This window comes from Promicromonospora sp. NPDC019610 (assembly GCF_044389365.1).
Lineage (GTDB): Bacteria > Actinomycetota > Actinomycetes > Actinomycetales > Cellulomonadaceae > Promicromonospora.
The window spans coordinates 1,352,817-1,372,454 of record NZ_JBIRXX010000002.1 but is presented as its reverse complement, the minus strand read 5'-3'; the positions used below and the strand labels follow the sequence as shown (position 1 = coordinate 1,372,454).

The 19,638-nt window shown below is 72.7% G+C and carries 21 protein-coding genes; 12 read left to right on the top strand and 9 right to left on the bottom strand.

Features of this window, described 5'->3' with window-relative positions; all coding sequences use genetic code 11:
• The first annotated feature begins 116 nt into the window (after positions 1 to 116).
• Positions 117 to 998 carry an LLM class F420-dependent oxidoreductase gene (locus ACH45N_RS17785; RefSeq protein WP_397396219.1) on the top strand — a complete coding sequence of 294 codons (882 nt, stop codon included), beginning with the start codon at positions 117 to 119 and terminating at the stop codon, positions 996 to 998.
• Between the two features lie 33 nt (positions 999 to 1,031).
• Here ACH45N_RS17785 and ACH45N_RS17780 read toward each other — a convergent pair whose 3' ends face one another.
• Together ACH45N_RS17780 and ACH45N_RS17775 are read right to left on the bottom strand one after the other, a co-directional pair.
• Entirely contained in the window at positions 1,032 to 1,715 is a 684-nt protein-coding gene (locus ACH45N_RS17780) for an ANTAR domain-containing protein (protein ID WP_397396217.1), read from the bottom strand.
• A gap of 43 nt (positions 1,716 to 1,758) precedes the next feature.
• Complete coding sequence (locus ACH45N_RS17775; RefSeq protein ID WP_397396215.1) at positions 1,759 to 2,622, bottom strand: UbiA family prenyltransferase; 864 nt, start codon at positions 2,620 to 2,622, stop codon at positions 1,759 to 1,761.
• A gap of 67 nt (positions 2,623 to 2,689) precedes the next feature.
• Between ACH45N_RS17775 and ACH45N_RS17770 the strand changes: the two genes are divergently transcribed.
• From ACH45N_RS17770 to ACH45N_RS17740, 7 genes are all read left to right on the top strand, one after another.
• Positions 2,690 to 3,772 (top strand): type III polyketide synthase, encoded by a 1,083-nt coding sequence (locus ACH45N_RS17770; protein WP_397396213.1) that lies wholly within the window; start codon positions 2,690 to 2,692, stop codon positions 3,770 to 3,772.
• A 1-nt stretch (position 3,773) separates the two neighbouring features.
• On the top strand, positions 3,774 to 4,301 hold the full coding sequence (locus ACH45N_RS17765) for an isoprenylcysteine carboxyl methyltransferase family protein (RefSeq protein WP_397396211.1): 528 nt from the start codon (positions 3,774 to 3,776) through the stop codon (positions 4,299 to 4,301).
• The gene (locus ACH45N_RS17760; protein WP_397396209.1) at positions 4,298 to 5,509 is read left to right on the top strand and encodes an NAD(P)/FAD-dependent oxidoreductase; all 1,212 of its coding nucleotides are present in this window, start codon (positions 4,298 to 4,300) and stop codon (positions 5,507 to 5,509) included. Before ACH45N_RS17765 ends, ACH45N_RS17760 begins: the two co-directional genes overlap by 4 nt.
• 183 nt (positions 5,510 to 5,692) lie before the next feature.
• The gene (locus tag ACH45N_RS17755; protein WP_397396207.1) at positions 5,693 to 6,223 is read left to right on the top strand and encodes a toxin-antitoxin system HicB family antitoxin; all 531 of its coding nucleotides are present in this window, start codon (positions 5,693 to 5,695) and stop codon (positions 6,221 to 6,223) included.
• Between the two features lie 105 nt (positions 6,224 to 6,328).
• Entirely contained in the window at positions 6,329 to 7,168 is an 840-nt protein-coding gene (locus tag ACH45N_RS17750) for a DUF4097 family beta strand repeat-containing protein (protein WP_397396205.1), read from the top strand.
• Between the two features lie 47 nt (positions 7,169 to 7,215).
• Complete coding sequence (locus tag ACH45N_RS17745; RefSeq protein ID WP_397396203.1) at positions 7,216 to 8,055, top strand: ABC transporter ATP-binding protein; 840 nt, start codon at positions 7,216 to 7,218, stop codon at positions 8,053 to 8,055.
• On the top strand, positions 8,052 to 8,816 hold the full coding sequence (locus tag ACH45N_RS17740; protein WP_397396201.1) for an ABC transporter permease: 765 nt from the start codon (positions 8,052 to 8,054) through the stop codon (positions 8,814 to 8,816). Before ACH45N_RS17745 ends, ACH45N_RS17740 begins: the two co-directional genes overlap by 4 nt.
• 85 nt (positions 8,817 to 8,901) lie before the next feature.
• Here the strand turns inward: ACH45N_RS17740 and ACH45N_RS17735 are convergent, their stop codons facing one another.
• A complete protein-coding gene (locus ACH45N_RS17735) occupies positions 8,902 to 9,621 on the bottom strand; it encodes an ABC transporter permease (protein WP_397396199.1) in 720 nt (239 codons plus the stop codon).
• A gap of 24 nt (positions 9,622 to 9,645) precedes the next feature.
• Positions 9,646 to 10,542 carry an ABC transporter ATP-binding protein gene (locus ACH45N_RS17730; RefSeq protein ID WP_397396197.1) on the bottom strand — a complete coding sequence of 299 codons (897 nt, stop codon included), beginning with the start codon at positions 10,540 to 10,542 and terminating at the stop codon, positions 9,646 to 9,648.
• 163 nt (positions 10,543 to 10,705) lie between these two features.
• Between ACH45N_RS17730 and ACH45N_RS17725 the strand changes: the two genes are divergently transcribed.
• Positions 10,706 to 11,863 carry a sensor histidine kinase gene (locus ACH45N_RS17725; protein ID WP_397396195.1) on the top strand — a complete coding sequence of 386 codons (1,158 nt, stop codon included), beginning with the start codon at positions 10,706 to 10,708 and terminating at the stop codon, positions 11,861 to 11,863.
• 30 nt (positions 11,864 to 11,893) lie between these two features.
• On the opposite strand, the gene ACH45N_RS17720 is transcribed toward ACH45N_RS17725, so the two are convergent.
• The 3 genes from ACH45N_RS17720 to ACH45N_RS17710 are packed head-to-tail and all read right to left on the bottom strand — an operon-like array spanning position 11,894 to position 14,727.
• Positions 11,894 to 13,066, bottom strand: coding sequence for a GDSL-type esterase/lipase family protein (locus tag ACH45N_RS17720; RefSeq protein WP_397396193.1), 1,173 nt, complete (start codon positions 13,064 to 13,066; stop codon positions 11,894 to 11,896).
• Positions 13,067 to 13,080: 14 nt separating this feature from the next.
• Complete coding sequence (locus ACH45N_RS17715; RefSeq protein WP_397396191.1) at positions 13,081 to 13,650, bottom strand: TetR/AcrR family transcriptional regulator; 570 nt, start codon at positions 13,648 to 13,650, stop codon at positions 13,081 to 13,083.
• A 30-nt stretch (positions 13,651 to 13,680) separates the two neighbouring features.
• Complete coding sequence (locus ACH45N_RS17710; protein WP_397396189.1) at positions 13,681 to 14,727, bottom strand: DUF418 domain-containing protein; 1,047 nt, start codon at positions 14,725 to 14,727, stop codon at positions 13,681 to 13,683.
• 240 nt (positions 14,728 to 14,967) lie between these two features.
• Between ACH45N_RS17710 and ACH45N_RS17705 the strand changes: the two genes are divergently transcribed.
• Positions 14,968 to 16,176 (top strand): TerC family protein, encoded by a 1,209-nt coding sequence (locus ACH45N_RS17705; protein WP_377227744.1) that lies wholly within the window; start codon positions 14,968 to 14,970, stop codon positions 16,174 to 16,176.
• On the opposite strand, the gene ACH45N_RS17700 is transcribed toward ACH45N_RS17705, so the two are convergent.
• Positions 16,173 to 16,985: a formate/nitrite transporter family protein gene (locus ACH45N_RS17700; RefSeq protein ID WP_397396187.1), complete on the bottom strand. Its 813-nt coding sequence runs from the start codon at positions 16,983 to 16,985 to the stop codon at positions 16,173 to 16,175. The genes ACH45N_RS17705 and ACH45N_RS17700 overlap by 4 nt on opposite strands.
• Positions 16,986 to 17,010: 25 nt before the next feature.
• Positions 17,011 to 17,463 carry a cyanase gene (gene cynS, locus ACH45N_RS17695; protein ID WP_397396185.1) on the bottom strand — a complete coding sequence of 151 codons (453 nt, stop codon included), beginning with the start codon at positions 17,461 to 17,463 and terminating at the stop codon, positions 17,011 to 17,013.
• Between the two features lie 202 nt (positions 17,464 to 17,665).
• On the opposite strand from cynS, the gene ACH45N_RS17690 reads away from it, so the two are divergent.
• Positions 17,666 to 18,451 (top strand): helix-turn-helix domain-containing protein, encoded by a 786-nt coding sequence (locus tag ACH45N_RS17690; protein WP_397396183.1) that lies wholly within the window; start codon positions 17,666 to 17,668, stop codon positions 18,449 to 18,451.
• A gap of 78 nt (positions 18,452 to 18,529) precedes the next feature.
• Entirely contained in the window at positions 18,530 to 19,360 is an 831-nt protein-coding gene (locus tag ACH45N_RS17685) for a DeoR/GlpR family DNA-binding transcription regulator (protein WP_397396181.1), read from the top strand.
• The last annotated feature ends 278 nt before the right edge of the window (positions 19,361 to 19,638 follow it).

Genomic DNA, 19,638 nt, shown 5'->3' with positions numbered 1-19,638 from the left:
GGACGGCGCACCACCACAGGCCCGAACCTCACCCGGTCCGCCTCCTGCGGCATCGCCCGGTGGCAGATCACGACAACCACGTCAGACCATGACAGCCGAGTGCTAGGGTCGGTGACATGGATCTTGGGCTGCACTACTACACGTTCACCCACCCGGAGTGGGAGACCACCCTGGCCGACCGCCTCACCGAGACCGCGCAGATCGCCGACGAGGGCGGCGTGAACCTCTTCACGGTGATGGACCACTGGTTCCAGATGCTCAGCGCCGGCGGGCCGTACGAGCCCATGCTGGAGGGCTACACCACGCTCGGCTACCTGGCCGGCGTCACGAAGAACGTCCGGCTGAGCCTGCTGGTCACGGGCGTCACCTACCGGCGTCCGGGCCTCCTCGCCAAGACCGTCTCCACGCTGGACGTGCTCTCGCGCGGCCGCGCGATGCTGGGCATCGGGGCGGCCTGGTACGACCGGGAGCACGCCGGCCTGGGCGTGCCGTTCCCGTCGACGGCGGAGCGGTTCGAGCGGCTGGAGGAGACGCTCCAGATCTGCCGGCAGATGTGGTCGGAGAACGACGGCGCCTACGAGGGCAAGCACTACCAGCTCGCCGAGACGATCAACCTGCCGCAGCCGCCGCGCGGCACCGTGCCGGTGATGATCGGCGGCGGCGGTGAGCAGAAGACGCTGCGGCTGGTGGCCCAGTACGGGCAGGCGTGCAACCTGTTCGGCGGTGCGGGTGACGAGGCGCTGGCGACGGTCGCGCACAAGCTGGACGTGCTGCGCGGGCACTGCGACCGCCTCGGCACCGACTACGACGCGATCGAGAAGACGATGCTCTACCAGGGCGACCCGACCGGTGACGCCGACACTTTCCTGGCGGACATGGAGCGGTACGCGGCCCTGGGCGTGTCGCTCGTGAGCCTGATGCCGACGCCGTACCAGAACCCGGTCCCGTGGGCGACCGGCCTGGTCGAGAAGGTCGTGCCCCGGCTGAACGAGGTCTGACCGGTCCGGGAGCCCTCGGCGCCTGGGCACCGCTCAGGCGCCGGGCTGCTCCTCGGGCTGTTCCTCGGCCGGCGGCGCGTCGGTGACGACCAGGGCGCGCAGGATGGTCTCGGCCACGTCCCGCTGCGTGACGTTGCGGTTCCTGGAGGCGGACTCGATGATCCGTCTCGCCTCGCTCTCGCTGGTGTCGTTGGAGTGCATGACGGCCCCGACGGCGCGCTCGATCGCGGCGGTGTCGGAGAGCTGGCGGTAGAGACCCGCGGTGGCGTCCTCCAGCTCGGCGAGCTCCAGGTGCAGGGCGATCAACGACGCGGCGAGCTGGGCGTACCCGTCCGCCGCGGTCAGGAGCTCCTTGTCCCAGGGGTCCGGCGCGCGCGAGTAGAGGTTCAGCGCGACGGCGACGTCGTCGTTGACGAAGGCCGGGACGGCGAGCGCGGAGACGAAGCCCTCGCGCAGGGTCTGGGCCCGCCAGGCGTCCCAGCCCGCCGACTCGGCGACGACCGGCACGACCTGGACCGTACCGAGGTGGATGGAGTCGATGCAGGGTCCGGTCTCGGCCCGGGCCTCTGCCTGGTCGCACCGGCCGGCGGCCGCGGTGCTGCTGCCCGCGGCGACCGACACCCCGTGCTCCTGGACGATGATGCTGGCCTCGAGGCCGGAGCCGAGCACGACGGCGGCCCGGCGGGCGAGGTCATGGGGGGACGTCGAGATTCTCATCGGACCTACCTCCGTTGCCAGGCCGGATCGTCAGACTCTCACACTATGCGCCGGGGCTCACGGCGATGTCGGGGGCGGCCAGCGCCAGCAGCACCACGCAGACGACGGCGACGCACAGGCTCAGCGCGAACGGTGCGCGGCTACGGGGCCGGGTCACGGCCACGACCCCGGCACCCGCCGCCAGGAGGACGGCGAGCGCGCCGCCGGCCCACGCGGCGGGCGTCGGGGGCCCGGCCGGCCCGACGACCACGACGGCGACCGCCGCGGTCAGGAGCGCGGGCGCGAGCACGCCGGACGCCCGGCGGCCGAGCCGGTGGGGCAGGCCCCGGACGCCGGTGGCGGCGTCGTCCTCCAGGTCGGGCAGGGTGTTGGCGACGTGCGCGCCCACGCCGAGCAGCGCGGCGGCCAGCACCGCCCAGGCGGCAGGGGCGCCCGGGCCGGGCGCCGCGAGCACGACGAACACCGCCAGCAGCCCGAACGAGAGCGCGTAGGGCAGCCAGGACCAGGCGGTGGACTTGAGCCGGGCGTTGTAGGCCCACGCCCCGGCCACGGCCACCAGGTGCGCGGCCCCGGCCACGAGACCCGCCGCCAGCGACGTGACGACGCAGACGGCGAGCGCAGTGAGCGCGGCGGTGCGCAGGGTGCCGGCGCTGACGAGCCCCTGCACGACGGGTTTGTCGGCGCGGTGCACGGCCAGGTCGCGGGCCGCGTCGATCCAGTCGTTGGACCACCCGACGGAGAGCTGGCCGGTGCCGACGGCCACGGCGACCAGCGTGACGACGCCCGCGGGGGACCCGAGGGCGGCGGCGAGCCCGGCGGCCAGGGCGGTGACCACGGCGGCGGGCGCGGGGTGGCTCGCGAGCATGAGGCCGCGGCCGAGGCGGCGGGCGCCGGTGCCGGTGGTCATGGGCGGCACGGTAGTCCTGGTGGGCGCTCCCCGCGCGGCTGGGCTGCTCCTGGGTCAGGATGCTTAGGTGTCGCGCGTCGTTGCGGTCGAGGCGGTCCTGCCTCGGCACGTCTACGCCCAGGAGGCGATCACCGAGGCCGTGGCGCCTCTGGTGACGCCGGACCCGTCGCGGGCCGCGCTGCTGCGCCGGCTGCACGCGGGCGCCGGGGTGCGCAGCCGGCACCTGGTGCTGCCGCTGGAGGAGTACGCGGGCCTGGGGTCGATGGGCGCGACCAACGCGGTGTTCGTCCGGGAGGGCACGCTGCTGGCGGAGGAGGCCTGTCGCCGGGCGCTGGCCGCGGCGGGGGTCGAGCCGGGGGAGGTCGACCACGTGTTCGCGACGTCGGTGACGGGGGTGGCGGCGCCGTCGCTGGACGTGCTGCTCTCGGAGCGGCTCGGGCTGCGGGGGGACGTGCGGCGCACGCCGTCGTTCGGTCTGGGCTGCGCGGGCGGCGCGGGCGGGCTGGCGCGGGTGCACGACCACCTGCTGGGCCGGCCGCGTGACGTGTCGCTCCTGGTCGCCGTCGAGCTGTGCTCCCTGACGCTGCAGCACCGCGACGACTCGGCGGCCAACCTGGTGGCGTCCGGGCTGTTCGGTGACGGCGCGGCGGCGGCCGTCGTCGTGGGCGCGGAGCACCCGCTGGCGCGCGCGGAGGGCGGACGCCGGACGGCCCGCGTGCTGGACACCCGCTCGCAGCTCTACCCGGGCACCACGGACGCCCTGGGCTGGGAGGTGCGGGACACCGGGTTCGCGATCGTCCTCTCGGCCGACCTGCCCGACCTGCTGGGCGCGCACCTGCTCGCCGACGTGAAGGGGCTGCTGGCCGACCACGGCCTCACGCCCGCCCAGGTGCCGGCCTGGGTGGTGCACGCGGGCGGGCCTCGCGTGATCGACGCGGTGCGGGACGCGCTCGGCCTGTCCGAGGACGCCGTCCGGGAGAGCCGCGCGAGCCTGGCGAGCGCGGGCAACCTCTCCTCGGTCTCCGTGCTGGACGTCCTGGCCCGGACCCTGGAGGCCGCCGAGGCGCCGCCCGGGACGCCCGCCGTGCTCATGGCGTTCGGGCCCGGGGTGTCGTGCGAGCTGGTGCTGCTGCGGCTGGAGGGACGCTGAGATGCTCGGGTTCTACGTGGCGCTCGTGGCGGCGACGGGTGTGGAGCGCCTCGCCGAGCTCGTCGTCTCGGCCCGCAACGCGCGGTGGTCGTTCGAGCGCGGCGGTGTCGAGTCGGGCCGGGGGCACTTCCCGGCGATGGTGGCGCTGCACACCGGGCTGCTGGTGGCGTGCGTGGTGGAGGCCGTGCTGGCCGACCGCCCGTTCCTGCCGTGGCTGGGCTGGCCCATGCTCGTGCTGGTGCTCGCGAGCCAGGCGCTGCGCTGGTGGTGCGTCACCACGCTGGGCCACCGCTGGAACACCCGCATCATCGTGGTGCCGAACCTGCCGCTCGTGACCGGCGGGCCGTACCGGTGGCTGCGCCACCCCAACTACGTGGCGGTTGTGGTCGAGGGGATCGCGCTGCCGCTGGTGCACACCTGCTGGGTCACGGCCCTCACGTTCACCGTGCTGAACGCCGTGCTGCTGGCCCGGTTCCGCATCCCGGCCGAGGACCGTGCGCTCCGGCAGGCCGTGCCCGGGGCGGGGTGAGCACCGTGGGCCGGGCCGCCGCCGACGCGGACGTCCTGGTGGTGGGCGCCGGGCCCGTCGGCCTGGCCGCCGCGGTGCACGCGCGCGCCGCCGGGCTCGACGTGCTGCTCGTGGACCACCGGGCCGGCACCCTCGACAAGGCCTGCGGCGAGGGCCTGCTGCCCGGTGCGCTGCGGGCCGTGCAGGCGCTGGGCGCCGACCCGCCGGGCCACGTGCTGACCGGGATCAGCTACCGGGCGCCCGGCCGGCACGCCGACCACGAGTTCACCGCCGGACCCGGGCGGGGCGTGCGGCGCACCGCCCTGCACGACGCCCTGCGGGCCCGCGCGGCCGACGTCGGCGCCCGCCGCACCTCCGGGCGGGTCACCGCCCTGCGGCAGGACGGCGCGGGCGTCGAGATCCAGGTGACGCGCGGCCGCGGGGGCGTGGGCAGGGACGCGACGTCCGACGGCGTGGGCAGGGACGGGCTGGACGACGACGTGGGCGTACCGGGCGAGCCGGTCACGCTGCGTGCCCGCTGGCTGCTCGGGTGCGACGGCCTGCACTCGGCGGTGCGCCGCCTGGCCGGGCTCGACGTCCGCCCCGACCGGTCCGCGGGTCGGGGCGGGCAGGGGGCCGCGCACGGGACCGGGCGGGGAACCGGCCGACCGGCCCACCACCGCTACGGCCTGCGCCGCCACTTCGCGGTGCCGCCGTGGACCGACCTCGTCGAGGTGCACTGGTCGCCGCACGCCGAGGCGTACGTGACGCCGGTCGCCGCCGGCGTGGTGGGTGTCGCGCTGCTCGCGCCCCGCACGGTGACCGGCGCGGGGTTCGACACGCTGCTGCGCTCGCAGTTCCCGGAGCTCGCCGCCCGCCTCGCCGGCGCCGAGCCGACCGGGACGGTGCTCGGCGCGGGCCCGCTGCGCCGCCGGTCGCGCCGACGCGCCGTCGGGCGGGTACGGCTCGTCGGCGACGCGTCGGGGTACGTCGACGCCCTGACGGGCGAGGGGGTCCGGGTGGGCCTCGCGCAGGCCGACGCCGCCGTCCGGCACCTGGAGGACGCCGCCGCGTACGAGCGCGCCTGGCGGACCGTCACGCGCGACTACCGCGTGCTCACCTCGGGGCTGCTCGCCTGGGCCGAGAGCCCCGCCCGCGCTGCCATCGTGCCCACCGCGACGCGCGCGCCGTGGCTGTACGGCGCCGTCGTGGACCGCCTGGCCCGCTGACCCCGCCCCTGCCGCGATGCGCCGATGGTGCGCTTCTACCCCGTCATTGGGCCCGAAACAGGCGGGATTCCGGGCCGAATGACGGGGCAGAAGCGCACCATCGAACCCGCCGGGCGACACCGTGGTGTCATCCGTGACGTCAAAGGGGTTGTCATGACACCACGACGGTGTCATGATGGTGCCATGGACCTGAACCGATACGCCGACGAGCTCCAGCGTCAGCTCGCCACGGCAGCCGCCGCCGGCGGTGACGACGCCCGCGAGCTCGCTGCCCGCCTGACCGCACCGCTGGACGCTGCCGCGCGGCTCGTCCTGCTCAGCGCCCTCTCCGACGCCGCCGGGGAGATCTCCGCCGAGCTCGCCCCGGGCTCGGTCGACGTGCGGCTGCGCGGCGGCTCCCCGGAGTTCGTCGTCACCTCGCCGTCGGCCCCGGCCGGCCCGGCCGCACCGGCACCCGTCGCCCCCGCAGCCCCCGCTGCCCCGGCGTCGGCCCAGGTCGAGGGCGAGGCGGGCGCCACCACCCGCACCACCCTGCGCCTGCCCGACCACCTCAAGGCACAGGCGGAGCTCGCCGCCGCCCGCGACGGCGTCTCCGTGAACACCTGGCTCGTGCGGGCGGTCGCCGCCGCCGTCGAACGGCCGCCCGGCCGGGCGGCGGAGGCGGCCGGCCCCGAGCAACGCGCCAACAGCCGGGTCACCGGGTGGGTGCGCTGACCGCACGCGCGACCACGCGCCGCGGCACCACCCGCCCGACCGTGTGACACCACACCGACACCACAGACATCACCACCACCTTTCCCACCCCCTTGGAGCCTTGCCATGCCTACTTTCCCCGCCCCCCGCCCGGTCCCCGTCGTCGTGGACGTGCCGTTCGCCAACCTGCACGTCGTCGCGGCCGAACGGGACGACGTCGTCGTCACCGTGCTGCCCACCGACAAGAAGTCCGGCAGCGTGCGCGCCGCCGAGGAGGTCCGCGTCGAGCGCGACGGCGACGCCGTGACCATCACCTACCCGAACTCGTGGAAGCAGTACGTGCTGCCGTTCGCGGCCGGCACCGCCGACATCACCGTCGAGCTGCCCACGGGCTCCGAGCTGCGCGGCAAGACCGGCTCGCTCTACGCCGAGGGCGCCCTCGCCGCCGTCGACATGACGCTCGCGTCCGGCAACGCCACCCTGGACGACGTCGACCGCGTCACCCTCAAGGTGTCCGCCGGGTCGGTGAGCGCCCGCCGCGTCGCCGGGACCGCCGACATCAAGGTGAGCGCCGGCTCGGTGCGCGTCGACGAGGTCGCGGGCGATGCCACGATCCGCGCGAGCAACGGCACCACGACCGTCGGCTCCGTGACCGGCACCCTCCAGGTGCAGGGCGCGCACGCCGACATCATGGTCAGCCAGGTGCGCGGCACCCTCACCGTGAAGTCCGCCCACGCGGGCATCCGGGTCAACAACCTGGAGTCCGGCAGCGCCACGCTCACCACCTCCAACGGCACCATCGAGGTCGGCGTGCCCGCGGGCGTGGCCGCCTACCTCGACGTCGTCTCCGAGCACGGCAGCGTCCGCAACCACCTGACCCCCACCGAGGGGCCGGTCGAGAACGAGTCGACCGCCGAGATCCACGCCAGCACCGGCTACGGCGACATCGTCGTCCGCCGCCCGTGACCCCCGAGATTCCCCCAGTGCTTGACCCCAGCGAAGGAGAACTGGACATGACCACCGACCAGGCCACGGCACCCGCCATCCGGGTGCACGGCATCGAGAAGTCCTTCAAGGACCTGCACGTGCTGCGCGGCGTCGACTTCGACGTCGCGGCCGGCAGCATCTTCGCCCTGCTCGGCTCCAACGGCGCGGGCAAGACCACGCTCGTGCGGATCCTGTCGACGCTGCTGAAGGCCGACGCGGGCACCGCCACCGTGCACGGCTTCGACGTCGCCACCCAGGCCGGCGACGTGCGCGAGTCGATCAGCCTGACCGGGCAGTTCGCCGCGGTCGACGAGATCCTCACCGGCCGGGAGAACCTGGTGCTCGTGGCGAAGCTGCGCCACCTGCCCGACCCGGGCGCCGTCGCCGACGGCCTGCTGGACCGCTTCTCGCTGACCGACGCCGGCGGCCGCCGGGCCGGCACCTACTCGGGCGGCATGCGCCGCCGCCTCGACATCGCGATGAGCCTGATCGGCAACCCGCCGATCATCTTCCTCGACGAGCCCACCACCGGGCTGGACCCGCAGGCCCGGATCGAGGTGTGGCAGACGGTCAAGGAGCTCGCGAACAACGGCACCACCGTGCTGCTGACCACGCAGTACCTCGACGAGGCCGAGCAGCTCGCCGACCGGATCGCGATCCTGCACCAGGGCACCATCATCCAGAACGGCACCCTGGCCGAGCTCAAGGCGCTCCTGCCGCCGGCCAAGGTCGAGTACGTGGAGAAGCAGCCCTCGCTCGAGGACGTGTTCCTCACCCTCGTCGGCGAGACCGGCGTCCCCGAGAACGGCACCACCACCGACGACACGACCAGCGGCACCGCCGCGGCAGGAAAGGAAACCCGATGACCTCCCACGTCCTGGGCGACACCGGTGTGCTCACCGGTCGCTCCCTGCGCCACATCCTGCGCAGCCCCGACACGATCATCACCACGGCCGTCACGCCGATCGCGCTGATGCTCCTGTTCGTCTACGTGCTGGGCGGCGCCATCAACACCGGCACCGGCGAGTCGTACGTCAACTACATGCTCCCCGGCATCCTGCTCATCACCATCGCCTCCGGCATCGCGTACACCGCCTACCGGCTGTTCCTCGACATGCAGGGCGGCATCTTCGAACGCTTCCAGTCGATGCCGATCGCGCGCTCCAGCGTGCTGTGGGCGCACGTGCTCACGTCCGTGGTCTCCAACCTGATCTCGGTGGCGATCGTCATCGGCGTCGCGCTGCTCATGGGGTTCCGCACCGGCGCCTCGCTGCTCGACTGGCTCGCCGTGGCCGGCATCCTGGTGCTGTTCACCCTGGCCCTGACCTGGCTCGCGGTGATCGCCGGGCTCTCGGCCAAGACCGTGGACGGCGCGAGCGCGTTCAGCTACCCGCTGATCTTCCTGCCGTTCATCAGCTCGGCGTTCGTGCCCACCGAGACCATGCCGGGCCCGGTCGCCTGGTTCGCGGAGAACCAGCCCGTGACCTCGGTCGTGAACACCATCCGCGCCCTGTTCGCCCAGCAGCCCGTCGGCAACGACATCTGGATCGCGCTCGCGTGGCTCGTCGGCGTCCTCGTGGTCGCCTACGCCTTCGCGATCGCCGGGTACAAGCGCAAGATCAGCTGACGCCGTCGGCCCAGGAAAGAGCGCCGCGCCGTCCGCCCCACCCCAGGGAGCGGACGGCGCGGCGCCGTCGTGCGCCGGGCGCGGCTCAGTGCCGCGGCTCCCAGCGGAACATCCGCAGGGCGAGCATGACCGCCACGACCACCCAGGCGAGCGTGGGCGCGAGCAGCAGCAGCGAGTCGGCGAGCGGCACCCCGCCGTTCCAGGCGTTGACGATCAGCTCGGTGGCCGCGCCGCCGGGCAGCAGCCGCTTGAGCAGCGTGAGGTCCTCCGTGCCGGTGATCCCCACCCAGCTCGTCACGGCCACGACCCCCAGGCTCAGCGGCAGCGAGGTGACCTGGGCGTGCTCGGGGGAGTTGGTGATCCCTGCGGTGGCCAGCCCCAGGGCGAGCATCATGACGAACGTCGCCACGACGGCCAGGACCAGGAGCGGCACGTCGGCAGGCCCGTCGCTCAGCCCGGCGAACACCGCGAGGATCAGCCCCACCTGCACCGCGGACAGCACGCTGATCGGCAGCACCAGGCCGGTCAGGATGGAGGCGTCGCTCGCGGCGGTGGAGCGCAGGCGCTTGAGGAAGAGGTCCTGGCGGCGGGCGGCCAGGGTGGTCACCGTGGTGGCGTAGAGGCTGAACGCGGCGATGGTGAAGACGATCACGGCGCCGATGTAGCCGAGGCTGCCGATCTGCTCGAACGTCTCCCGGAACCGGATGAAGAACACGCTGGCCGCCACCGGCATGATCAGGCTCGTGATCAGCACGGCCCGGTTGCGGAGGATCTGGGTCAGCTCGCTGCGTGCGATGGAGAGCATGGTGGTTGTCTTCCCTTTCTCTGGTCAGGCGGCGACGGGGTCGGCCTCGATGGCGCGGAACACGTCGTCGAGCCGGGTCGGAGCGGCGGACAGGCCCACCAGCTCGACCGAGTGCGCGTGCGCCCAGTCGAGGAGCAGCTTGAGGTCCTGCTGCAGGTCGAACGTCTCGATCTGGTAGGAGCCGTCGGCGAGCGGCGCGGCCTGCAGCAGCGGCGCGGGAGCGCCCGCCGGCAGCGCGAACCGGATGGCCGCCGGCAGGGTGCGGGTCAGCTCGGCCACGGTGCCCTGGTGGCGGAACGTACCGTCGTGCATCAGGCCGATGCGGTCGGCGCGCTGCTGCGCCTCCTCCAGGTAGTGCGTGGTCAGCACCACCGTGGACCCGTCCTCGCGGAGCTGCTCGACGGCGTCCCACAGCGCGTCGCGCGACTGGATGTCCAGCCCGGTCGTGGGCTCGTCCAGGAAGACCAGCTCGGGCCGGCCGTAGACGGCGGTGGCGAAGTCGAGCCGCCGCTTCTCGCCGCCGGAGAGCTGGGAGACCCGGGTGTCGGCCTTGCGGGTGAGGTCGACGACGCCCAGCACCCGCTCGGCCGAGTCGGCGCGGCCGCTGAGCTTCCCGATCAGGCGGACCGACTCGGCCACGGTGAGGTCGGGGGAGAACCCGCTCTCCTGCAGCATGATCCCCATGCGGGGCCGGACCGCGCGCCGGTCGGCGGGGTCCTTGCCGAGCACGCGCACCGTGCCCGACGTCGCCCGGCGGTGCCCCTCGACGACCTCCAGAGTCGAGGTCTTGCCGGCGCCGTTGGTGCCCAGCAGCGCGTACAGCTCGCCCTGCTCCACCTGGAACGAGAGGTCCTTGACCGCGTGGAAGTCGCCGTAGGTCACGTTCAGCCGGTCGATGTCGATGGCGGGGGTTGTGGTCATGCCCTCCAGCACACCCGCTGCGGGCGACCCGGGCCAGTGTGCTCACGTCAGGTCCGCGGCATGACATCCCGGGGCGGAACACATGACGCAGCGTCACTGCTGCGCCCGCGCGCGGCGACCATACTGGGAGGCGTTCCCTGCCCGCCGACGAGAAGACCCACCCATGAACGCCGGATCTGCTCGCCCGGGGCGCGGCCCGTTCCCCGCGGCCCCCTGGTCGCCCGCCGCCACGCGGCTCTCGCGGCGAAGGTTCCGCACGCTCAACCTGTCGATGATGCTGCCGCTGCTCGTCGCCGTCGGCGTGTTCATGCTGGTGCGCCAGGCGCAGACGCCGCTGGACGTCGTCGTCCTCGGGCTCGGCATCGTGGCGGTGGTGGTGGCCTTCGAGCGCTGGACGGTCGGGGAGATCAACCGGGTCGCGCTGCCGTGCCTCCTGGTCGCCGCGGCCGTCTGGCCCTACGGGGTGCTGGTGATCGACGGCGACCCGCAGGCCGCCTACTACGCGCTGGCCGTCATCGCCGGCATGAGCGTCGCCCAGCTCCCGCGCCACCGCGGGGCCGCGGCCGTCGCGGTGGCCGCGTACGTCGCCGGCGTCGGGGCGCTGGGCCTGGCCAGGACGCCGGACGCCGGGGTGGACACCCTGCTCGCGAACGTCGTCATCCCGACCGGCGTCACCGTGGTGCTGATCGGCCTGATGTTCCCCAACAAGGGGTTCTACGACGTCATGGCGGAGCTGGAGGAGGCGCGCGAGCGCGACGCCGAGCTCGCGGTGGTGCGCGAACGGATGCGGTTCGCGAGCGACCTGCACGACATCCAGGGCCACACCCTGCACGTCGTCAAGCTGAAGATCGCCCTGGCCCAGAAGCTGCTGCACAGCGACACCGCGCGCGTGGAGCAGGAGCTGCGCGAGATGTACACGCTGGTGGGCGACACGATCGCCCAGACCAAGGAGCTGGCCTACGGGCAGCGCAAGCTCAACCTGTCCGCCGAGCTGGAGAACGCGCGCAACCTCCTGGAGGCGGCGGGCATGCGCGTGCGCGTGGACCGCCGCGCCGAGGCCGGTGCCCGCGCGACCGACCTGCTGGCGCAGGTGCTCCGGGAGACGACGACGAACATCCTGCGGCACTCACGGGCCACGCTGGTCCGCATCGAGCTCACGGGGCACAGCCTCACCGTGGTCAACGACGGCGTCACCGACGACACGCTCCCGGAGCTGCGCGGGCTCGCCACCCTCTCCCGCCGCGTGGCGGACGACGGCGGCGAGCTCACCGTGCGGATCGAGGACGGCAGGTTCGTGACAGCCGCGGCTTTTCCTGAATGAACACCGTCCCGCGCCGCACGCGCCGCGCCGCTACGCCTGCGCCGTGACGCCGGCGGGCCGCCCGAACGGCCCGTCCTGGGCGAACGCGTGGTCGGCGAACCGCTCGCCGATCAGCCGGTGCGTCACGGTGTCGGGGTGCAGCGCGTCCGGCAGGGGATGGACGACGGCGTCGTCCGCCCCGTACAGGGCGGTGCCGTCCAGGTAGTGCAGGTTCGGGTCGTCCGCGCGGCGCTCGACCACCGAGGCCAGCGCGTCGCGGACGACCCGCAGGGTGAGCTTGCCCTGGTGCTGCTCCTCCGGGCGGCCCGTGGCGACGAACCGCACCTGGTCGGTGCCGAGGGTGGCCGGGTCGACGGCGCCCGGGCCGGGAGTGTCCTCGTGGATGCCGCAGAAGATGGGCGAGACGAGCAGGAGCGGCGTGGTCGGGTGCCCGTCCCGGATCGTGTCGAGGAACCCGTGCACGGCCGGCACGAAGGTGCGCAGCCGCATCCCGTCGAGGTTGACGACGTTGATGCCGAGCTTGACGCTGATCAGGTCCGCGGGAGCGTCCCGGATCGTGCGCGCGACGAACGGGTCCACGAGCGCGTTGCCCCCGAACCCGAGGTTGCGCAGCTCGACGTCCCCGCGGCGCGCGGCGACCGCGGGCCAGATCTGGGTGGGCGTGCCGGCGTTCGAGCCGTGGCTGATCGAGCTGCCGTGGTGCAGCCACACCCGGCGGTCCGGCTCCACCGGGGTGACCGGCTCGTCGGTGCGCAGGCCGACCAGCTCGACCGACTCGTTGTGCGGCAGCCAGATCTCGACGAGCTTGTCCCCGGCGGGCAGGCCGTCGAAGGTCGTGATGTGCGAGGGGCCGGGGATGAACTCGGTGCCGCCGGTCTGCAGGTCGGCCAGGATCACGTCGCCGTCGGCGAGCGGGCTGCTCGCCACGACGGCGCCGTCGACCACCAGGTCGACGCTGCCGCGCGGCCGGTCCGCGCCGCGGTAGGCGAGCCGCGACGGGTGGGTCTCGAGCGCGACGGTGCGCGCCGCCGTCCGGAAGGCCACGCGGACGCCGGAGGGCTGTGCCTCCATCATGAGCAGGTGCGGGTCGGGGAACTGCGTGCGGGCCCACTGTGGGAGCCGGTGCGGGCGCAGACCACGGGACGTGGTCTCGACCTCGGCCGCGCCGTGCACGAGGGACGGGGTCAGGGGTGTGCTGAGCATGGGATGTTCCTTGTTCACTCGGTGGGCCAGGCCCGCAGGAGGGCGTCGAGCGCGACGATCGTCCGGCGCCACGACACCTCGGGATCGGGTTGGCTGTGGTCGAAGCTGCCGATGCGCTCCAGGGTGAGGTATCCGTTGATCGTGCTGCCGAGCAGCCGGGTCACGTGCACGCGCTCGCCGGGCGGGATGTCGTAGCCGCGCAGGACGGCGTCGGTGAGGGCGACGATCGACCGGGCGGCGTCGGAGGCGACCACCGTGGGCCCGGCCCGGCGCTGGAGCGCCTGCCACCGGCCCGGCGACTGCCGGGCGAACGCGCGGTGCGCCTCGGCCAGGCCCTCCAGCGCGGGCAGCCCGGAACGGCCCGCGACCGCCTCGGCGACCCGAGCGGTCAGGTCTGCCAGGGCGACGGCGCTGACGCCGTCGAGGAGCGCCGCATGGTCCCGGACGTGCGAGTACAGGCTGGGCGTGCGGACGCCGAGGCGGCGGGCGACCGCCGAGAGCGTGACTGCCTCCAGCCCGCTCTCGTCGGCCAGCGCCGCCGCCTCGGCGATCACCGAGGCGGACGTCAGGGGTGTGCGGGTCATGCCCCAAGCCTACACCCTTTAGGCGTTTGCCTACTGTCCTTCGGCCACCGCGACCCGGCGCCGCATGCTCGCGGGCCGCAGCCAGGTCGCGGTGCGCCACAGCCACTCCACGGGGCCGTAGACGAAGTACCGGAGCCAGAGCCGGCTGAGCACGGACTGCACCACGATCAGCACCAGGGCCAGGACCACCACCGGCGCCGCGCTGGTCATGTGGCCGAAGTCGACGACCAGCGCGATCAGCGCGACCACGATCGCGGCGCCCACGTAGTTGGTCAGGGCCATGCGGCCCAGCGGCTCGAAGAAGGCGGCGATCGCCCGGCGTGCCGGCGTGCGCCAGAGCAGCGCCAGGCCGGTGGTGTACAGCACGGCCATGACCAGGCCGGCGACCGAACCCGCCGTCGAGAAGCGGGGGTCGCCGCCGGGCGTACCGAGCTGCCAGATGAGGGCCGGCACCGTCAGCACGGCGGCGCTCGCGAACACGATCGCGACCGCCCGGCCCGAGGACTCCAGGGCTCGCGGCAGGCCGTAGGCGGCGGCCCCCGCGCCGAGCAGGATGACTCCCGGGACGGAGGCGAGCCCGCCGCCGAACATCGCGTAGGCCACGACCGTGAGCGCCACGCCGCCAGCCAGCGTGACCCAGCGCGGGGCGAACGCCACGACGGGCAGCATCAGCAGTCCGACGACCCCGTACTCGATGAGCACGTTGCCGGGGTAGGCGATCATCAGCAGCCCACCGATGACCGACAGCGCCAGGAGCCGGCGCACCAGCACGAGCACCGGCCGCTGGGCGCGGGACCGGGCGCCGTCGAGCACGATCCAGAGGCTGATGCCGAACAGGAACATGAAGATGGGCACGAACCGGGTCTGCACCGTGAGGTAGAGCGCGTCGAGCACCGGGTCCTGGACCGGGGCGCCGCCCTCCATCACGCGGGCCATGCCGAGCCGGGTGATGTCCACCGCGTTGACCAGCAGGATCCCGAGCACGGCGAAGCCCCGCAGCGAGTCGATGAACCGCCAGCGGGGGCGGGCGGTGCCGGTCGGGGTGGGGGCCGCGAGGGCCGTGTCGGGTGCGCTCATGACGGCCATCCAAACAAGTGGGGGACGGCGGCGTCGTCCGACCCCGAGACGATCTTCTGCGTGGGGGAGTAGGGGTGAACCCTGGGTGAATCCCCGAGACACAATCCATGCGTTCGACGAGAACCGACCCGCCCCGACGAGTAACCTCTAAGACCTCGCCTCGTCCGGACACCAGCCACCTCGTTGCCCGAACCGTCGCGGGCAGCGAGCGGCTCCGTCCCTCGACCGAAAGCAGGCCGCATGGATGTCTCGCCGCTCGTCTGGACGCTCACGGTCGCAGGGATCGTGCTGCTGCTCCTCTTCGACTACTTCTTCCACGTGCGCAAGGCGCACGTCCCCGGGCTGAGAGAGGCCGCGATCTGGTCCTCGATCTACGTGGGGATCGCGCTGCTCTTCGGGGTGGGTGTGCTGGTGCTGGGCGGGGTCGCCGCGGGGTCGGAGTACTTCTCCGGCTACATCACGGAGAAGGCGTTGTCGGTCGACAACCTGTTCGTCTTCCTCATCGTCATGACGAGCTTCCGCGTGCCGCGGGAGGACCAGCAGAAGGTGCTGCTGTTCGGCATCACGTTCTCCCTGGCGGCGCGCACCGGGTTCATCTTCCTCGGGGCGGCCCTGATCAACTCGTTCGCGTGGGTGTTCTACATCTTCGGGCTCATCCTGCTGGTCACCGCCGGCAACATGCTCAAGCCGGAGAGCTCGGAGTCGCGGCACGAGGAGAACATCGCGGTGCGGGTGGCCCGCAGGCTGTTCCACACGAGCCCGGACTACGACGGCGACAAGCTGTTCACGATCCACGACGGCAAGCGGGCGCTGACCCCGATGCTCCTGGTGATGGTGGCGATCGGCGGCACCGACCTGCTGTTCGCGCTCGACTCGATCCCCGCGATCTTCGGCCTGACGCAGGACGTGTACATCGTGTTCACGGCCACCGCGTTCTCGCTCCTGGGCCTGCGCCAGCTCTACTTCCTGCTGGACGGCCTGCTCGACCGGCTGATCTACCTCTCGTACGGGCTGGCCATCATCCTCGCCTTCATCGGGGTCAAGCTCGTGCTCCACGCGCTGCACGAGAACAACGTGCCGTTCATCAACGGCGGCGAGCCGGTACCGGTCTTCGAGATCAGCACGGGTCTGTCCCTCGCGGTCATCCTGGGGGTGATCACGGTGACCGTGGTCGCTTCGCTGTGGAGCAAGGCAGGGCGGGCGCAGACGGCGATCGCCAACGCCCGCCGGCACGCGACGGAGTACCTGGACCTCGGCTACACGGCCGACCACGCCGAGCGCATCCGGGTCTACGCGGCGCTCTGCGAGGAGGAGACGACGATCAAGAACCTCGGCGAGAAGTACCGGCAGAAGGCCCGCGACGAGAGCGAGCTCATGGACCTCCTGCACCGGGCGCACGCCGAGCACGACGAGTCTGTTCGCCGGGCCGTCCGGGACGGGACGGCTTAGCGCAGCACTCTTTCCGGGGCCGTCCTGAGGTGCGTGCCATAGATCACGACTCCGACGAACACTAGTCCGCCGACGAGATTTCCGAGCACGGTCGGCAGCTCGTTCCAGATCAGGTAGTCGGCGATCGTGAAGTTGCCGCCGAGCATGAGCCCGATCGGGAAGAGGAACATGTTGACGACGGAATGCTCGAAACCCATGTAGAAGAACACCAGGATCGGCATCCACATCGCGATGACCTTGCCCGGCAGGCTGTCGGACATCATGGCGCCGACGACGCCGGTCGAGACCATCCAGTTGCAGAGGATTCCGCGCACGAAAAGGGTGAGCATGCCGGCTGCGCCGTGCTCCGCATAACCCACGGTCCGGCCCTCACCGATCACACCGATCGCCTGGCCGACCTCGCTCGGCGGGCTGGAGAAGCCATAGGTGAAGACGACGGCCATGAGCAGGGCGGTCGTCAGGGCCCCGGCGAAGTTTCCCAGGAAGACGAGCCCCCAGTTGCGGAGCACCGCCGCTCCCGTCACGCCGGGGCGCTTGTCCAGCCACGCGAGCGGGACGAGCGTGAACACGCCGGTCAGCAGGTCGTAGCCGAGCAGGTACAGCATGCAGAAGCCGACCGGGAAGAGCACGGCGCCCACAAGCGGCTGGCCGGTCTGCACGCTGACGGTGACGGCGAAGGCGGCGGCCAGTGCGAGGATCGCACCTGCCATGTAGCTGCGGATGAGGGTGTCGCGCGTGGACATCAGCGCCTTGGACTGGCCGGCGTCGACCATCCGGATCGCGAAGTCCTTGGGGGTTACGTAAGACATGAGGGGCTCCGTGTCGAGGTCTGGGTCACCACTGGTACTTCAGGAACTTGCCGTCGATGGTGACGCGCACGCGGTCGCCGTCCGGGTCCTCGCGCCGGGAGATCTCGACGTTGCAGTTGATCGCGCTCATGATCCCGTCGCCGAACTCCTCGTGGATGGCCTCCTTCAGGGCCGGGCCGTAGACGTCCAGGAGCTCGTAGAAGCGGTAGATCGTCGGGTCTGCGCGGAGGGCGTCGCCGTTCAGGCGGTACGGCTGCTCCTGGAGGGCGACGACGGTGTCCTCGTCGAGATCGAGCAGCCGGCCCACGGCCTCGGCGACGTCGGCGGGGACGGGGTGCGAACCCAGGAGCGCGGCGATGGTCCACAGGAGGGGGCGGTCGACCTGTTCGGCGATCTCCGCCCAGGTGGTTCCTGACCGGCGCAGGGATGTACGGACGTCCTGCGTCGCGGCCTCGCGTGTGCTGTTCCAGGTGGTCATCTGATCTCCGGTCGGAAAGGGGCGGCCGGGTACCGCCCGTGTGCCTTCATCTCAGCGAACGGGCACAGCGCACTCCTAGGCCGTTTGCGAACGGTGATGCGCAGAAAGCGCAGCCGCAGCGTCCTTTTACCCGCGTGAAACGTCGGCGCAACGGCTGCGGGATCGCCGTCCGCGTACCGTCCCCGGGAGAACGGAGGAGCCGATGGCCGGACTGGCGCAGTACCCGCCGACACCCACCGCCGAGCACGCCGCGGACCGGTTGCTGCTCGCGGACGTGGTCAGCGAGGCTCCCGTCCCGTTGTGGGTCATCGGACCTGAGGGATCCGTGGTCGTCGCGAACAGGGCAGCGGTCTCTTTCCTCGGCTACCGGAACGAGCTCGATCTGGTCGGTGGTCCCAGTCATGAGCTGCTCCACAGCAACCGGCTCGACGGGACCTCGTATCCACCCGACGAGTGTCCGATCATCTGCGCGCGGGGACCGGAGCATCAGGGCGAGGAATGGTTCGTGACCCGTGCGGGAGACCCACGCCCGGTGCGCTGGTCGACGAGAAGGCTCAACGGCACGGGCGCGACGGTCCTGAGCTTCACGCCCACGGCCCCCGACGCCGCACGGCACAGTGCCGAAGAACGTCTGCGCGACTCGGCGCCGGCGTCCGCTCGCCTCCGGTCGCGGGCCGTGCTGCGTGACGGGTTGTACGCGATCATCCACGAACGGTTCGCGGACCCCCTGTTCTCCGTGGCCGACCTCGCCGCCGAGGCGCACCTGTCGGTGCGGTCGCTGCAGGCCCTGTTCGCGGACGTCGGGCGATCACCCGCGTCCGAGGTGCGGCGGATCCGTCTCGAGTTCGCGCACAGCATGCTGGAACGGGGGCACGGCGTGCAGACGGCGTGCCAGCGCTCCGGGTTCCTCGACCCCGGCTCGTTCGGACGCGCCTTCCGCCGGCGCTTCGGCTACGCCCCGAGCCTGGTGCGTCCGACGGCGGGCTGATCCCCGTGCGGGGCTTCCGAGACGCGCCGACACGCGGCAGACTCTGGGGCCAGGAGCCCGACGACGGGAGGCGTGGCGATGGTGCTCGACGCGAGCGCCGGGACGGTGCCGGCAGCGCCGGAGCCTGGTGTGCCACCGGCGGGCGCCGACCGGCAGGCCGCGCGGTCCGCGGAGCTGCTGGCCCTGGTGCGGCGGCGCGGCCGGATCGAGGTGAGCGAGTCGGCCCGGATGCTGGCCGTCTCCCAGGAGACGGTGCGCCGCGAGCTGCGCAAGCTGGAGGCGCAGGGCCTGGTGCGGCGCAGCTACGGTCTCGCCTTCCCGGTGGAGACCAGCTCGTTCGAGACGGCGCTGTCCCAGCGTCGGGAGAGCTTCCCGGAGGAGAAGGCGCGGATCGCCGCCGAGGTGGCGCGGCGGCTGGGGGAGGCGCGGACGATCTTCGTCGACGAGGGGTTCCAGCCGTTGCTCGCGGCGCGCGCCCTGCCGACCGACCGCGAGCTGACCCTGGTCACGTCGTCCCTGCCGGTCGCGACGGAGCTGTCGGCCCGGCCCAACGTGCAGGTGATCATCATCGGCGGGCGGGTGCGGGGCAAGACCCTGGGCGTGGTCGACGGCGCGGCCGTGGACATGCTGCGCACCTTCCGCCTCGACCTCGGGCTGATCGGCGCGAACGGTGTGACCGTCGAGGACGGCCTGACCACGCCCGACCCGGCGGTCGCGAGCGTCAAGGCCGCGGCGATCGAGGTGAGCCGGCGCCGCATCTTCATCGGGGCGCACCACAAGTTCGGCGTGACCAGCTTCGTGCGGTTTGCCGGCCTGGACGACTTCGAGGCGATGATCACCGGCACGCAGCTCGGCCACGCCCGCGCACGGGCGTTCCACGCGGCCGGGGCGGAGATCGTCCAGGTCTGAGGGCCTGACCGGTCGACCCCTCGGGGCCAGCAGTTCGTGCCCGGTGCGGGATGCGTTTTCCCCGGTGACGGCGCGGCGTAGAACCGGTCAGAACGGACCCTCGGCGTCGGCCGTGCGGGCGTCCGGCGCCCGTGCCGGCCCCGCCGTCGGGCCCCGGGCCCCCGCCCCGCTGTGCGATACCACAGTCTCGCTGACCGTTTGGGTTTCACCCTCGTTGACCCGGTGTGTGGCCCGGCCCACGATGTGCGGCACCACGACACCTCACGACGACGTGACCA